This is a genomic window from Devosia elaeis, assembly GCF_001650025.1.
GTDB lineage: Bacteria > Pseudomonadota > Alphaproteobacteria > Rhizobiales > Devosiaceae > Devosia > Devosia elaeis.
On the sequence record NZ_LVVY01000001.1, the window covers coordinates 137,391 to 151,754 of the forward strand.

The 14,364-nt window shown below is 65.1% G+C and carries 12 protein-coding genes; 5 read left to right on the forward strand and 7 right to left on the reverse strand.

Going from position 1 to position 14,364, the window contains the following annotated elements; genetic code table 11:
* Nucleotides 1–9: 9 nt before the first annotated feature.
* Nucleotides 10–1,464, reverse strand: a complete 1,455-nt coding sequence (der, locus tag A3840_RS00700) for a ribosome biogenesis GTPase Der (protein ID WP_067450317.1) — start codon at nucleotides 1,462–1,464, stop codon at nucleotides 10–12.
* Nucleotides 1,465–1,491: 27 nt separating this feature from the next.
* Entirely contained in the window at nucleotides 1,492–2,214 is a 723-nt protein-coding gene (locus tag A3840_RS00705; RefSeq protein WP_067450320.1) for a tetratricopeptide repeat protein, read from the reverse strand.
* 165 nt (nucleotides 2,215–2,379) lie between these two features.
* On the opposite strand from A3840_RS00705, the gene A3840_RS00710 reads away from it, so the two are divergent.
* A complete protein-coding gene (locus A3840_RS00710) occupies nucleotides 2,380–3,504 on the forward strand; it encodes an acyltransferase family protein (RefSeq protein WP_067450324.1) in 1,125 nt (374 codons plus the stop codon).
* Here the strand turns inward: A3840_RS00710 and A3840_RS00715 are convergent, their stop codons facing one another.
* Nucleotides 3,505–4,095 (reverse strand): 2'-5' RNA ligase family protein, encoded by a 591-nt coding sequence (locus A3840_RS00715; RefSeq protein WP_165603096.1) that lies wholly within the window; start codon nucleotides 4,093–4,095, stop codon nucleotides 3,505–3,507.
* 275 nt (nucleotides 4,096–4,370) lie between these two features.
* On the opposite strand from A3840_RS00715, the gene A3840_RS00720 reads away from it, so the two are divergent.
* Complete coding sequence (locus tag A3840_RS00720; RefSeq protein ID WP_067450329.1) at nucleotides 4,371–4,865, forward strand: GNAT family N-acetyltransferase; 495 nt, start codon at nucleotides 4,371–4,373, stop codon at nucleotides 4,863–4,865.
* Between the two features lie 57 nt (nucleotides 4,866–4,922).
* Here A3840_RS00720 and guaA read toward each other — a convergent pair whose 3' ends face one another.
* From guaA to guaB, 4 genes are all read right to left on the reverse strand, one after another.
* The gene (gene guaA, locus A3840_RS00725) at nucleotides 4,923–6,494 is read right to left on the reverse strand and encodes a glutamine-hydrolyzing GMP synthase (protein ID WP_067450333.1); all 1,572 of its coding nucleotides are present in this window, start codon (nucleotides 6,492–6,494) and stop codon (nucleotides 4,923–4,925) included.
* Between the two features lie 58 nt (nucleotides 6,495–6,552).
* Nucleotides 6,553–7,044: a TspO/MBR family protein gene (locus A3840_RS00730; protein WP_067450405.1), complete on the reverse strand. Its 492-nt coding sequence runs from the start codon at nucleotides 7,042–7,044 to the stop codon at nucleotides 6,553–6,555.
* Between the two features lie 78 nt (nucleotides 7,045–7,122).
* Complete coding sequence (locus tag A3840_RS00735) at nucleotides 7,123–8,412, reverse strand: RsmB/NOP family class I SAM-dependent RNA methyltransferase (protein ID WP_067450336.1); 1,290 nt, start codon at nucleotides 8,410–8,412, stop codon at nucleotides 7,123–7,125.
* A 1,217-nt stretch (nucleotides 8,413–9,629) separates the two neighbouring features.
* Entirely contained in the window at nucleotides 9,630–11,132 is a 1,503-nt protein-coding gene (gene guaB / locus A3840_RS00740; RefSeq protein ID WP_067450339.1) for an IMP dehydrogenase, read from the reverse strand.
* A 167-nt stretch (nucleotides 11,133–11,299) separates the two neighbouring features.
* On the opposite strand from guaB, the gene A3840_RS00745 reads away from it, so the two are divergent.
* The 3 genes from A3840_RS00745 to A3840_RS00755 form a co-directional block, all read left to right on the forward strand.
* Nucleotides 11,300–11,815 (forward strand): hypothetical protein, encoded by a 516-nt coding sequence (locus tag A3840_RS00745; RefSeq protein WP_131798199.1) that lies wholly within the window; start codon nucleotides 11,300–11,302, stop codon nucleotides 11,813–11,815.
* Between the two features lie 108 nt (nucleotides 11,816–11,923).
* Nucleotides 11,924–13,312 carry an MFS transporter gene (locus A3840_RS00750; RefSeq protein WP_082903537.1) on the forward strand — a complete coding sequence of 463 codons (1,389 nt, stop codon included), beginning with the start codon at nucleotides 11,924–11,926 and terminating at the stop codon, nucleotides 13,310–13,312.
* 27 nt (nucleotides 13,313–13,339) lie between these two features.
* The coding region (locus tag A3840_RS00755; RefSeq protein WP_067450344.1) for an MFS transporter at nucleotides 13,340–14,364 on the forward strand (1,025 nt) is incomplete at its 3' end.

Genomic DNA, 14,364 nt, shown 5'->3' on the forward strand with positions numbered 1-14,364 from the left:
TGCCGCCGATCAGCCGATGCGACGCTTGGTCTTGTCGTCATAGGGGTTCTTGCCGCCCCGAATCCACAGGCGAATGGGCGTGCCGGGCATGTCGAAGGCCTCGCGCAGGCCGTTGACCAGGTAGCGTTGATATGACGCGGGCACGGCATCGGGACGGGAGGCAAAGATGATGAAGCTGGGCGGGCGCGTCTTGGCCTGGGTCATGTAGCGCATCTTGAGCCGGCGCCCGGACACGGCCGGAGGCGGATGCCCCTCGATCATGCCGGCCAGCCAGCGATTGAGGCGTGCGGTGGACACATGGGCATTCCAGCTGCGCTCGATGGTGAAGATGGCATCCATCAGCTTGTCGATATTGCGGCCGGTCAGACCCGACAGCGTGACCAGCGGCACGCCGCGCAGCTGCGGCAACAGGCGCTCGCAGGCCTCCCGCAATTCGGCCAGGGCCTTGTTCTTGTCCTCGATCAGGTCCCATTTGTTCAGCGCGATGACCATGGCCCGGCCCTCGCGCTCCACCAGATCGGCCAGGGCCAGATCCTGCTTTTCGAAGGGAATGGTGGCATCGAGCAGGAGCACGACGACTTCGGCATATTGGATGGAGCGCAGGCTATCGCCCACGGCCAGCTTTTCGAGCTTTTCCTGAACGCGGGAGCGGCGGCGAATGCCGGCCGTGTCCACAAGGTTGATGGTGCGCCCTTCCCATTCCCAGGGCACGAGAATGGAATCGCGGGTAATGCCGGCCTCGGGCCCGACCAGGACGCGATCTTCGCCCACCATGCGGTTGACCAGGGTGGACTTGCCGGCATTGGGCCGGCCGACAATGGCGACGTTGAGATGGCGGCGCGGGTTCCAGCGGAGCGTGGCCTCCTCGCCCTCGCCTTCCAGCATGTCCGGGGTGATATCGACATCGACATCGGGCATGACATCGAGATCGCCGGCGGCCGCAACCGCATCGGCCTGAATCGCTTCCGCCTTGTCGATGGCCGCCGAGACGATGGAATAGAGTTCGGAAAGGCCCAGGCCGTGTTCGGCGGAAAGCGCGATGGGCTCGCCGAAACCGAGTTTGAAGGCTTCGACCAGCCCCGCTTCGGCGGATTTGCTCTCGGCCTTGTTGCCGACCAGATGCACGGACTTGCCGGCCTTGCGCAGGACCTGGGCAAAGCGCTGATCGAGCGGCACGACGCCGGCCCGGGCGTCGATCATGAACAGGATGATATCGGCTTCGCGGATGGCCAGCTCGGTCTGTTGACGCATGCGGTCTTCAAGGGAGCCGTCCTTGACGTCCTCATAGCCCGCCGTGTCCAGCACGCGGAAGGTGAGATCGGCAATATGCCCTTCGGCCTCGCGGCGGTCGCGGGTGACGCCGGGCGTGTCGTCGACCAGGGCGATCTTGCGACCGACCAGGCGGTTGAACAAAGTGGATTTACCCACATTGGGACGACCGACAATGGCTAGCGTGACCGTCATGACGGTATTCCCTTCGGCGGAGCCGGTTTATTCGGCAACCGGCTCGGCGGCCTGGTCCTCGGCCGGAGCGGCTTCGGCCTCGGAGGTGGCGCTCACCGTGCCTTCGGACAGCATCTGGGCCATGTAATAGGCCATGCGGTTCCGGAGGCTGGAAGTGGCCAGCGGATCATCGAGCACGGCCTGGAAGCTCGCTTCGGCGGCGGCGAAATCGCCAGCCTTGTATTGGGCCAGGCCGAGCAATTCGCGCGCGACGCGACGCATCGCGCTATCGTCGGTGGCCAGGGTGCCGAGCCTGGCTTCGACCTCGGCGAGCGTGCCGCCATCGACCAGGAGATTGCCGGCCAGCAGCAGGGCCAGCTCGCGCAGGCGCATATTGGACTGGCTGTTGGCCAGGGCGTCATAGGCCGCAACAGCGCCTTGTACATCGCCCTGCTCGGCCAGGAGTGCCGCCTTGCGGAACTCGGCCAGGACCGGATAGCCGCCCGAGCCATCGGCCGCGAGCTGATCAAGCTGGGTCTGCGCCGCGGCCAGATCGCCGCGTCCGGCCGTGTCCAGCGCCGCATAAAGCTCCTGCGACGCCTGGGACGACTGGCTCTTGGTGTACCAGGACCAGCCCTCATTGGCGGCGACGAGCACCACGATGGCGATGGCGCCACCAATCACGAAGGGCGCGAAGCGCCGCCACATCGCGCGCATGCGGTCGGAGCGCAGCTCTTCGTCGATTTCGCGGAAGATGTTCTCGTTGGACATGGCCGGCCGTGGATGGGTTCAGGAATTGGCGGCAGCTTTATCATGCGCCCCCCGGATTGCAAACCGCATGCAGTGGCCTGTTTGACGCCATTAACCGTGGTTTGAGCCCGCAGGTGCCGCGCCGACCGGCGAAGTATAGATTGCGGCGCAAACAGGCAGGTTTCCATGAGCGGCACGCGGGATCAGACGATCGACTTCTTCAGGGGTGTGGCGATATTGCTGGTGGTGTTGTTCCACTTCACCGCGCGCCTGCCCAGCTCGGCTCTCAATATCAGCGAGGACGCGCCCCTGCCGGTGTTTTTCGGCTGGGTCGGGGTCTATTTCTTCTTCATCATCTCGGGCTATTGCATCTTCATGACGCTGGAGCGCTCGGCCAGCGTCAGCCAGTTCCTGGCCCGCCGCTTCTCCCGCATCTATCCGGCCTTCGTCGCCGCGGTGCTGCTGCTGTTCCTGTTCGGAGTGGTGTTCCACGTCCCCTCGGTACCGGAAGCGAATTTCCACGAGGTGGAGCCAGGACCGCTCGATGTGGTGCTGAACCTGTTTTTCGTGGGCGAGCTGGGAGAATGGGTGGACGGCGCCTTCTGGTCGATCGCCGTCGAGGTCAAATTCTATGCGCTGGTGGCGCTATTGGCGGGGTTCTTCCCGGACCGGGGCCGGTTCGGCCGGCTGTTCGGCATCATGGCGATCGTCACGGGCCTGGTGTGGATCGGGTCCACCCTTCTGAGCGGCAGCGGCTCGATCACACCGCAATCGCTGCTGAAATTCCTCACCATCGCCCCCTACCTGTCCTTCTTCGCCGTGGGCCTGCTGGGCTGGCAATATGAACAGGGGCGCCCCGGCACCGGACGGCTGCTGGCGGCCAACCTGGTCCTGTCGACCGTGATCGTCTGGGTGGAGGCATCCCCCTTCGGCCCGCAGGGCTGGGCACCCGCCACCATCTGCGCCCTGGTCTATCTCGGGCTGGCGCTGCTCTTTGTCCGCTTCATCCGGGGCGGCGCCATCTCCGCCATTCCGGGCGTGACCTGGAGCGTGGCGCAGATCGGGCTCTTGAGCTTTTCATGGTACCTGATCCACGAGAATATCGGCATCAGCATGCTGGCGACGCTGGATCGCTACCTGCCGGCACAGGTCGCGCTCTGGATCGTCATCGCGTCCACCTTCATCATGGCCGTGGTCTTCGCCAATCTCTTCGAATGGCGCTTCCGCAAGCCGGTGGAGGCGGCGGCCATGGCCTTGCTCGGCCGGCTGCGGCGGCTGATGGCCCCTGTCCTGCCCAAGCCCGCCCCCTGATCAGAGCTTGAGCGGCCAGGACGCGAGATAATCGGGCCGCATCGCGCCGGTCGCGGTATGCACCAGGCAGAACCGGTCGACATGCAGGCGAAGCGGGCGTGGCAGCGTCCGCGTCGGCAACCGGCCCGGCGCGTAAAAGAGCGTGATATGCGGATTGAAGGCGCTGCGGCCCGAGCGCATGCCGGCCTCCTGCATCCGCCGCCGCAAATCTTCATAGAGCGCCTTGGCCTCGCGGGGCGGCTCGGAACAGCACAGCACCGTTGGCGCGGGGCCACGCCGCGCCTGCTCGCGGCCGCCATCCCAGGTCTGGACCCGATCGAAAACCAGATCGAAAGGCGGACGGCGGATGGCCTCCCCGATCAGCAGCGCGTCCTCAGTCTGCTCGGGCGCCAATTGTTCACCCCGCTGCAGGCCATTGAGGGAAATATGCAGCCGGGAGGCGGAGACGATGCGCCGCGCAAAACGACCCCGAGTCAGGTCCTGCGCATAGCGTTCGAGCCGCACCGCGATGTCTGGCGGCGGATAAAGAGCGAAATAGGTCCGGTGCTCGACGCGCCTTGGCGTCGTGCCAAACAGATCGGGTTCTTCCATGATCACCACCATGTTCCTGTTTTGTTCACTCAAACACAGGAGCGGATCGAGAGTCAATCACAGCCAGCACGCGGCGTCGATTTGTGACCAGAGAACAGTCAGGGAGAGCTTCGGGACGGGATTGCCAATGGCCTGCAGCTCGCCTAATTGTCCGGCCATGATTGTGGGAATCTTCTAGCCGTCTCGCTTGAGACGCGTGATCGCAGCCTGCCCGTATTGCGTGATCCGCGATGCGGCGCTGGCTTGCATTTTGGCTTTCACAGAGGTTCACCACATTGGAAATCAGAGCAGAGCGACCGGCTGACGTCGCCACCATCAGCGCGATCACCACCGCGGCGTTCAAGACTGCGCCCTACAGCAGCGGGACCGAAGCGCGCATCATCGAAAATCTGAGGGCAGCGCAGGCGCTGACCCTGTCTCTCGTTGCCATCGACCAGGACGACATTGTCGGTCACGTGGCATTTTCGCCCGTGGGCATCCCCGGTGCCGAGGGCGACTGGCATGGCCTTGGGCCGATCTCGATCAGTCCGGACAGGCAGGGCCGGGGGATCGGCACATTGCTCATGCGGGCCGGGCTCGACCAGCTCCGGACGCTGGGGGCCGCGGGCTGCGTCCTGTTGGGCGATCCCGGTTATTATGGCCGTTTCGGTTTCGAGAGCGATCCGAACCTGACTTATGGCGGCGCGCCGTCGCCCTATTTTCAGCGTTTGATCCTCGTCGGCCCACCGGCCAAGGGCGACGTCACCTATCACCCCGCATTCGGGGCCTAGCGAACGAAGGTGGTCCGATGCGGGCCGCCTGCCACCGCCGCTAGAAGCCGCCGGAGGTCACTCCCACTCGATGGTGCCGGGCGGCTTCGAGGTCACGTCGTAGACGACGCGGTTGATGCCGCGGACTTCGTTGATGATGCGGGTCGCCGTCTTGCCCAGGAAGTTCATGTCGAACTGGTAGAAATCGGCGGTCATGCCATCGACGGAGGTGACGGCGCGCAGGGCGCAGACGAATTCGTAGGTGCGGCCATCGCCCATGACGCCGACCGTCTGCACCGGCAGCAGGACGGCAAAGGCCTGCCAGATCTTGTCGTATTGGCCGGACTTGCGGATTTCGTCGAGATAGATGGCGTCGGCCTGGCGGAGAATGTCGAGCTTTTCGGGCGTGATGCCGCCGGGACAGCGAATGGCCAGGCCCGGCCCCGGGAAGGGGTGGCGGCCGATGAAGCTGTCGGGAATGCCAAGCTCGCGGCCCAGGGCGCGGACCTCGTCCTTGAACAATTCGCGCAGCGGCTCGACGAGCTGCATGTTCATGCGCTCGGGCAGACCGCCGACATTGTGGTGGGACTTGATGGTGACCGAGGGGCCGCCGGTGAAGGAAACCGATTCAATCACGTCGGGGTAGAGCGTGCCCTGGGCGAGGAAATCGGCGCCGCCGAGCTTCCTGGCTTCTTCCTCGAACACCTCGATGAAGAGCCGGCCGATGATCTTGCGCTTGGTCTCGGGGTCGGACTGGCCTTCCAGCTCGCCGAGGAATTTCCTGGATGCATCGACATGGACCAGGGGAATGTTGAACTGGTCGCGGAACATGGTGACGACCTGTTCGCTCTCGTTCAGGCGCATCAGGCCGTGATCGACATAGATGCAGGTAAGCTGATCGCCGATCGCCTCGTGGATCAGCACCGCCGCCACCGAAGAATCGACGCCGCCGGAGAGCCCGCAGATGACCCGACCGCTGCCGACCTGCTCGCGGATCTTGTCGATCATCTTCTGGCGATAGGCGGACATGGTCCAATTGGACTGGATGCCGCAAATCCGGTGTACGAAATTGGCGTAGAGCTTCGCCCCGTCGGGGGTATGCACCACTTCGGGATGGAACTGCACCGCCCAGATGCGCCGGGCCTCGTTGGCGATCATGGCGAAGGGGGCATTGGGCGAGGTGCCGACGACCTCGAAGCCCTCCGGCAGGGCCACGACGCGGTCGCCGTGGCTCATCCAGACCTGGTGGCCGGTGCCGATATCCCAGATTCCTTCGGAGAGCGAATTGGCCTTTTGCAGCGTGAGTTCGGCACGGCCGAATTCGCGATGGTGACCGGCCTCGACCTTGCCGCCCAACGCCATGCACAAGGCCTGCTGGCCGTAGCAAATGCCCAGGATCGGCACATTGGCGGCGAGGATGGCGGGGTCGATGGTGGGCGCGTTGTCGTCTAGCGTCGAGGCGGGGCTGCCCGAGAGCACCACGCCCTTGGGCCGCAGCGCGACCATGGCGGCGCCGGCCGACTGGAAGGGATGGATTTCGCAATAGACGCCGGTTTCGCGAATGCGGCGGGCGATCAACTGGGTGACCTGCGAGCCGAAATCGACGATGAGAATGGTGTCGTTGAGGGAGGCATTGTCTGGGTGCAGCATGGCGAGGCTTTAGCCCCGCCATGGGATTTTCGCAAGCGCCGCGTTGCGCCCGCCGGCGCTAGGCCTGGGGATTGAGCAGGGCGATGGAGAGATTGAGATAGGTCGCAAAACTCACCCAGGCCAGATAGGGGACGAAAAGCCATGCCGCCAGTTTATCGCGATACCTGGTGGCGAGGATAAAGCCGACAATGCAGAGCCACATGGCCACGATGATGGCAAAGGCCAGCCAGGGCTGATTGGCCCCGAACCAGACCGGCGACCAGGCCCAGTTGAGCAGCATCTGGGCGCCCCAGAATTTCATGGCCGTGGATTTCGGATCATCCATCCAGACGCGCCAGCCGGCTATGGCGATCAGCACATAGAGGGTGAACCAGACCGGCCCAAAAACCCAATTAGGCGGATTGAGAGGCGGCTTCTGCAATTGATCGTACCAGGGGCCGGGAGCGGTCTGGCTGCCGATCAGGCCGCCGATGCCGACGACCAAAGCCAGGAAGACGGCAAGCACGATCCAGGATTGCGGCGTACGATATTCGGTGGCGGTGGCGGGCATGGCGATCTCCGGACTCATGGGTTCGACTGGAGAACGTGTCCGGAGCGCCGGTGGTTCATTCGATAGGCCCTTCCCCGCCTAGCCGCCCTTGCGCAGCAGATGGATATAGAAGCCGTCGGTATTGGTGCGGCGCGGGGTGAGGCAGAGGCCGCCGCCTGGCGTGCCGAGGCCTTCGGGCAGATCGGTGATCAGGGCGCTGCGCCAGGCACCGGCCATGTCGAGGCTGGAAAAATCCGGATGAGCTGCCAGGAAGGCGGCGACCTGATCGTCGTTTTCCTCGGGAAGGATGGAACAGGTGATATAGGCCAGCGTCCCGCCGGGCTTGAGATAATGAGCGGCCTCGACCAACAGGGCAGCCTGTTCGGCCTGGCGCTGCGCCACGAGGTCCGGCGTCAGCTTCCACTTGGTATCGGGCCGGCGGCGCCAGGTGCCGGTGCCGGTGCAGGGCGCATCGACGACGACGCGATCCATCTTGCCGGCGAGATCGTCGAGGGCGCCCGGATGGGGCGCGCGGACCTGGGCATTGCGCACGCCGTTGCGCTTGAGGCGATCATAGATGGGCGCCAGGCGCGCGCGATCGCTGTCATAGGCGAAGATCTGGCCGGAATTGCCCATATTGGCGGCCAGGGCGAGGGTCTTGCCCCCTGCCCCGGCGCAAAGATCGAGCACCTGCTCGCCCTCGCGGGCATTGGCCAGGGCGGAGACGACCTGGCTGCCCTGGTCCTGCACCTCGAACCAACCCTTGAGATAGCCTTCGTCGGTCGTGACATTGGGCGTGCGCGCATCGCGGGGGCCGGCCGGCATGGTGACGCCGAAGGGGGCGATGGCTGTCGGCTGCGGCGAGAAACGGGCCAGTGACTTCAGCACCTTTTCCGGCGCCGCCTTGAGCGCATTGACGCGCAGATCGAGCGAGGGACGGCCGGCCATGGCCTGGCCTTCGGCGACCCAGTCGGAACCGAAGGCGCGCTCCAGCGATGGCGCGAGCCATTCGGGAATATCGGCGCGGATTGCCGGCGGCGCGGCGGCGAGATCGGCCGTGGCGCCGGCCTGTTCCTGCGGGCTCAACGGATCGGGCGCGTGATTGTCGCCGGCAAAGGCCTCGGCGAGGCTGTCAGGGGTCTCGCCCCAATCGCGCAGGGCCACGGCCAGGACCAAAGCGCGCGGGCTGTCGCTTCCCATGGCGAAGGCATGGGAGGCGCGGCGGCGCAGGGCGTCATAGACCAGATTGCCGATGGCGGCACGATCCCCTGCCCCGGCGAAGCGATTATTGAGCCCCCAGGCCTTGAGCGCCTCCGAAACGGGGCGCTTGCGCTGCTCCACATCGGTCAAGACATCGATGGCGGCGGCGAGACGGCCGGGAAGACGCATGGTCAGTCACTCGGGGCAAGAAAAATGCAGGAGCCCAGCCATAGCCAGAACCGGGCGGGAACGGCAAGACCGGCGGGGCGATCGGGAGAAGGGCAATGTGCAATGGAGAGCATGATGAGGTTCCGCTGAAGAATCCGGTGGCGCCGGCAAGGCGCTGAAATGGAATCGGTTTTCGGCAGCGCTCGCGCGTGCCGAAGTGCCGGCCGGTTCAAAAACCTCCGGGTTTGAAACGTCGATGGAAGCCCCGAGGCGGATTCCGCCTCAGAATATAAAAACGAGACGCAATCCGCCTCGGGGCGCCTGCCATTCGCGCATAGCGCTCATGGCCTTCTCCCCTCAAATCTCTCCACTGGAGAGATTTGCCCTGCGGGACGGATCGAAGTCCGGCAGGGGGTTTCCTAGGGCCGGCTCTCACCGGAATTTCCCATCCCCGGACCCAGCCTCCGTTAACGATGCAGAGGCCTCCCGACTGTCGCCGGGCGGTTGATCGTTGCAACCCCATCTCCATCCGGCTGATGGGGGGAGAGTAATATGGGGTGGAGGGGGCGGGGATAAGTTTTCCGGGAAGACGCGATGCAGCACCCTCCCCCTTGCGGGCTTCCCGCTGGCCGCAGGCAAATTCGCTCCAGTGGAGCGAATTTAAGCGGGAAGGCCATGAGAGCTATGCTCGAATGGCTGGCTGGGGTGGGGGGACGGGCGGCAGGGTGTTTGTTTTCTAACGCCATTGCCCGCCGGCACCCCCTCCTAGCTTCGCTAGGCCTTTCGGCCAAGCTGCGCTACCTCCCCCGTCAAGGGGGAGGTGGGGGCCGGTGTTTGGGACAGCGCCTCTTATTCCTCTCCCCCTCGGGGAGAGGGTGGATCGGCCGAAGGCCGAGACGGGTGAGGGGGTGGGCGGCAGGGTGTTTGTTTTCCACGCCAGCGCCTGCCGGCACCCCCTCCTAGCTTCGCTAGGCCCTTCGGCCAAGCTGCGCTACCTCCCCCGTCAAGGGGGAGGTGCGGGCCGGTGCTTGGGACGGCGCCCCGCCATTCGCGCGTAGCGCTCATGGCCTTCTCGCCTCAAATCTCTCCACCGGAGAGATTTGCCCTGCGGGGCGGCTCGAAGCCCATCAAGGGGGAGGTAGGGGTTCGGCGTTTACCTCACCCACGGATCGTCACCCTCGGGCTTGACCCGAGGGCGTTGAGGGGCGGCAAGGTGCCGAAATCAGGCGCCGGTGCCGTTACCGGCCGCTGCGGTAATTGGGGGCTTCGCGGGTGATGGTGACGTCGTGGACGTGGCTTTCGCCCAGGGCGGCGCTGGAAATCTTCACGAAGACCGAATTTTCGCGGAAGTCCTTGAGGTTGTGCGCGCCGGTATAGCCCATGGAGGCGCGCAGGCCGCCGGCGAGCTGGTGGAGCACGGCGCCGGCCGAGCCCTTGTAGGGCACCTGGCCCTCGATGCCCTCGGGGACGAGCTTCATCTGGTCGCGCACATCCTGCTGGAAATAGCGATCGGCCGAGCCGGCACCCATGGCGCCCACCGAACCCATGCCGCGATAGGATTTGTAGGAGCGGCCCTGGTAGAGATAGACCTCGCCGGGGCTTTCGTCGGTGCCGGCCAGGAGCGAGCCGACCATGACGCAGGACGCGCCGCCGGCCAAGGCCTTAGCCATGTCTCCTGAGAACTTGATTCCGCCATCGGCGATGACCGGGACGCCGGATCTGGCGCCTTCTTCGGCGCAGGCCATGACGGCGGCCAATTGCGGCACGCCGACGCCGGCGACGATGCGGGTGGTGCAGATGGAGCCGGGGCCGATGCCGACCTTGACGGCGTCGGCCCCGGCATCGATCAACGCCCTGGTGGCCTCGGCGGTGGCGACATTGCCGGCGACGATGCGGGTGGAATTGCTCTCGCGCTTGACGCGCTCGACCGCTTCGGCGACGCGGACGGAATGGCCATGGGCGGTATCGATGACGAGAAGATCGACGCCGGCATCGATCAGCGCCAGCGAGCGCTCGAAGCCGTTATCGCCGACGGTGGAGGCGGCGGCGACGCGCAGGCGCCCCTGCTCGTCCTTGACGGCATTGGGATGGAGCTGGGCCTTTTCGATGTCCTTGACGGTGATGAGGCCGATGCAGCGATAATCCTCGTCGACCACCAGCAGCTTTTCGATACGGTGGCGATGGAGCAGCACCTTGGCTTCTTCCTTGGAAACGCCTTCGCGCACGGTGATGAGGTTCTGGTGCGTCATCAGCTCGGAAATGGGCTGATTGGGATTGGAAGCGAAACGCACGTCGCGATTGGTGAGGATACCGACCAGCTTGCCGATGGCCCGGCCGCCCGTGCCGCCGTTCTCGACCACGGGAATGCCGGAAATGCGGCTCTTCTGCATGAGCGCATGGGCATCGGCCAGGGTGGCGTCCGGGCCGATGGTGATGGGGTTCACCACCATGCCGGATTCGAAGGACTTGACCATCCGCACCTGCTCGGCCTGTTCGGCGGCGGTGAGGTTTTTGTGAATGACGCCCATGCCGCCGGCCTGGGCCATGGCGATGGCCATATTGGCCTCGGTGACGGTGTCCATGGCCGAAGACAGGATGGGAAGATTGAGCGCTATGTCCTTGGTGACATAGGTGGAAATATCGGTCTCGGTGGGCAGGATATCGGAGCGCGCCGGCTGGAGCAGCACGTCGTCGAAGGTCAGTGCCGCATCGCCGGTGATGGTAGTAATAATCTTCGCCAAGGCCAGACCTTTCCTGCCTTCTGATAAAAACCAGATCTATTGGAATGTGAACCGGCGGAGAGGATTCGCGGGTTCAGGTTGGCGAGGGTCAATAGCACCGGCGGGCGGCTTTGCCTAGTGCCCGGTTTCGCAGTAAGCTGCGGCCATAGCGGCGATGGAGCACGGCGATGAAAAGGCTGATGCTATCGATCCTGGCGACATTGGCCTGCACAGCGGTGCCGGCGCAGGAACCGGCCGTGGCGGCCCGGGACGGGGAGAGCGGCTGCTGGCGGCGCGACTACGACCCCGCCCATCTCGCCGCCCATCCCGACCAGCAAGTGACAGCGATGGCCCTGGCCATCGTCTACCGGGACCGGGGCGACGGGCTGCCCTATTATGCCTATGGGCTCGAAGCGAGCCTGCGCGACGGCTGGCGCGGCATGGCGCAGAGCACCTGCCATCCCTATGGCGCGGTGCTGCGGTGCAGCGTGGATTGCGACGGCGGCGGGGTGGATGTGTCCCGGCGGGGCAATGGCGACGTGCTCGTCGATCTCGAGGCCGTGGGCTATATCGTGCTGACGGGCGGATGCGGCGCCGAAGAGGGCGAGGAAACCTTCGAGCTGACGCCCGGCAAGGATGACCGGCAATTCCTGCTGCATGCGGCCGATGCCAAGCTGTGCCGGGGGCTGATGCCCGACTGGTAGCGCCCGGAACGGCATGGGCGCATTTTGGGACTAGGCGCGGGCGGCGGGGCGGCCCATAGTGGTTCGGGTCGCATTCGCGGCCTTCTCCGATTCATCGGGTTTCCTGCCTTGATCCGCGTCACCCCGCTCATATTGGCGGTTGCCCTGTTCATGGAACAGATGGACTCAACCGTCATCGCCACGTCGCTGCCGGCGATCGCGGCCGATATCGGCACCGAGCCCATTGCGCTGAAGCTGGCGCTGACCGCCTATTTCGTGGCGCTCGCCATCTTCATCCCGATCAGCGGCTGGATGGCCGACCGGTTCGGGGCCAAGAACATCTTCCGGCTGGCGATCTTCGTGTTCATGCTGGGCTCGCTGGCCTGCGCCTTCTCCTTTTCGCTGGAAACCTTCGTGCTCTCGCGGTTCTTCCAGGGCATCGGCTCATCCATGATGACGCCGGTGGGGCGGCTGTTGCTGGTGCGCTCGACGCCGCGGAACGAGCTGGTTTCGGCCATGGCGTGGCTCACTGTGCCGGCGCTGGTGGCGCCGGTGACCGGGCCGCTGATCGGCGGCTTCCTCACCACCTATCTCTCCTGGCACTGGATTTTCTGGATCAACATTCCCATCGGCATTGCCGGGATCATCCTGGCGGGCATCTATCTCAACGTGCCCGATGAACGCACGCCGCGGCCGGTGGACCTGGTCGGCTTCTTCATCGCCGCCGTGGCCTTTTCGGGCATGGTGTTCGGGCTCTCGGTGGTCAGCCTGCCGGCGCTGCCGATCATTTATGGCTATCTGACGCTGGCCGTGGGGGTGACGGCGGGCGCGCTCTACCTGCTGCATGCCCGCAAGGCCAAATATCCGCTGCTCGATCCGAAACTGCTCCGGCACAAGCTGTTCCGCTCCTCGATCAGCGGCGGCTCGATGTTCCGCATCGGCGTGGGCGCCGTGCCGTTCCTGCTGCCGCTGATGCTGCAGCTCGGCTTCGGGCTCAATCCGTTCGAATCGGGCGCCATCACCTTCGTGTCGGCCATCGGCGCCATCATGAGCAAGTTCATCGCCGAGCGGATCTTCGCGCGGCTCGGGTTCCCGCGCGTGCTGGGCTTCGCGGCCCTGTTCGGAGGATTGCTGATCGCCGCGCAGGGCCTGTTCACCGCCGATACGCCGGTGCCGATGATGATGCTGATCCTGATCGTCGGCGGCGTGCTGCGCTCCATCTTCTTCACCGGCACCAACGCCCTGGGCTATGCCGACATTTCGGACGAGGAAGCCAGCCAGGCCACGGCCATCGTGGCGGTGAGCCAGCAATTGTCCATCGCCTTCGGGGTGGCGGTGGCCGGGGCGATCCTCGAAATTTCCAGCGCGCTCAATGGCGGCGTGCTGACCCTATTGGATTTCCAGATCGCCTTTTTCGCGGTCGGCGGCCTCAGCGCCCTGGCCGGCCTCATCTTTTTCCGCTTGCCGGCCGATGCGGGCAGCAATGTTTCCGGCCATCGCGTGGCCCACAGAGAATAGACGGCCGGCAACGGCCCCGGAGGAGACTTGTCCCGGACGACCCCGCTGATCCTGGCGACCGCCGTGTTCATGGAGAACATGGATTCCACGGTCATCGCCACCTCGCTGGCGGCCATCGCGGCCGATATCGGCACCGATCCCATTTCCCTCAAGCTGGCGCTGACCGCCTATCTCGTGGCCCTGGCCATCTTCATCCCCATTTCGAGCTGGATGGCCGACCGCTTCGGGGCGCGCCGCGTGTTCCGCATCGCCATGCTGGTCTTCATGATCGGCTCGGTGGGCTGCGCCTTTTCCGGATCCTTGGCCGAGTTCGTCATCGCGCGCTTCGTGCAGGGCATGGGCGGGGCGATGATGGGGCCGGTGGCGCGGCTGGTGCTGGTGCGGATGACGCCGCGGCATCAATTGGTGGACGCCATGGCCTGGCTGACCATTCCGGGCCTGATCGGCCCGATCGTCGGTCCGCCCTTCGGCGGCTTTCTCACCACCTATTTCTCCTGGCACTGGATTTTCATCATCAACATTCCCATCGGCGTGCTGGGGATCGTGCTGGTGGGCTTCGCGCTGCCCAACGAGGCGCGCAACCGCCCGCGCAAGATCGACGGCAAGGGCTTCGTGCTGGCGGGCCTGGCCTTCGCGCTCTTCGCCTTCGGCTGCTCGGTGGTGAGCCTGCCCGCCCTGCCCCCGATCTATGGCGTCATCGCCGCCGCGCTGGGCATCGGGCTGGGCTATGTCTATATGCGCCATGCGCTGAGCACCGAATATCCGCTGCTGGACCTGCGGCTGCTCAAGGTGCGCAATTTCCGCATCGCCATCGTCGCCGGCACCTTCTTCCGGCTGGGCCAGGGCGCGACGCCGTTCCTGTTTCCGCTGATGCTGCAGCTGGCCTTCGGCCTCAGCCCCTTCGAAAGCGGCATGGTGACCTTTGCCGGCGCCGTCGGGGCGCTGGCTGCCAAATTCGTCGCCAACTGGATTTTCGCCCATTGGGGCTTCAAATATCCGCTGGTGATCTCCACCGCCATTTCATCGGCGGGCATCCTGGTCATGGGCTTTTA

Bases quoted from the DNA above. Each gene is read 5' to 3' on its own strand.
- der (WP_067450317.1), bottom strand. From the start codon at position 1,464: ATGACGGTCACGCTAGCCATTGTCGGTCGTCCCAATGTGGGTAAATCC.
- A3840_RS00705 (WP_067450320.1), bottom strand. From the start codon at position 2,214: ATGTCCAACGAGAACATCTTCCGCGAAATCGACGAAGAGCTGCGCTCC.
- A3840_RS00710 (WP_067450324.1), top strand. From the start codon at position 2,380: ATGAGCGGCACGCGGGATCAGACGATCGACTTCTTCAGGGGTGTGGCG.
- A3840_RS00715 (WP_165603096.1), bottom strand. From the start codon at position 4,095: ATGGAAGAACCCGATCTGTTTGGCACGACGCCAAGGCGCGTCGAGCAC.
- guaA (WP_067450333.1), bottom strand. From the start codon at position 6,494: ATGCTGCACCCAGACAATGCCTCCCTCAACGACACCATTCTCATCGTC.
- A3840_RS00730 (WP_067450405.1), bottom strand. From the start codon at position 7,044: ATGCCCGCCACCGCCACCGAATATCGTACGCCGCAATCCTGGATCGTG.
- A3840_RS00735 (WP_067450336.1), bottom strand. From the start codon at position 8,412: ATGCGTCTTCCCGGCCGTCTCGCCGCCGCCATCGATGTCTTGACCGAT.
- A3840_RS00745 (WP_131798199.1), top strand. From the start codon at position 11,300: ATGAAAAGGCTGATGCTATCGATCCTGGCGACATTGGCCTGCACAGCG.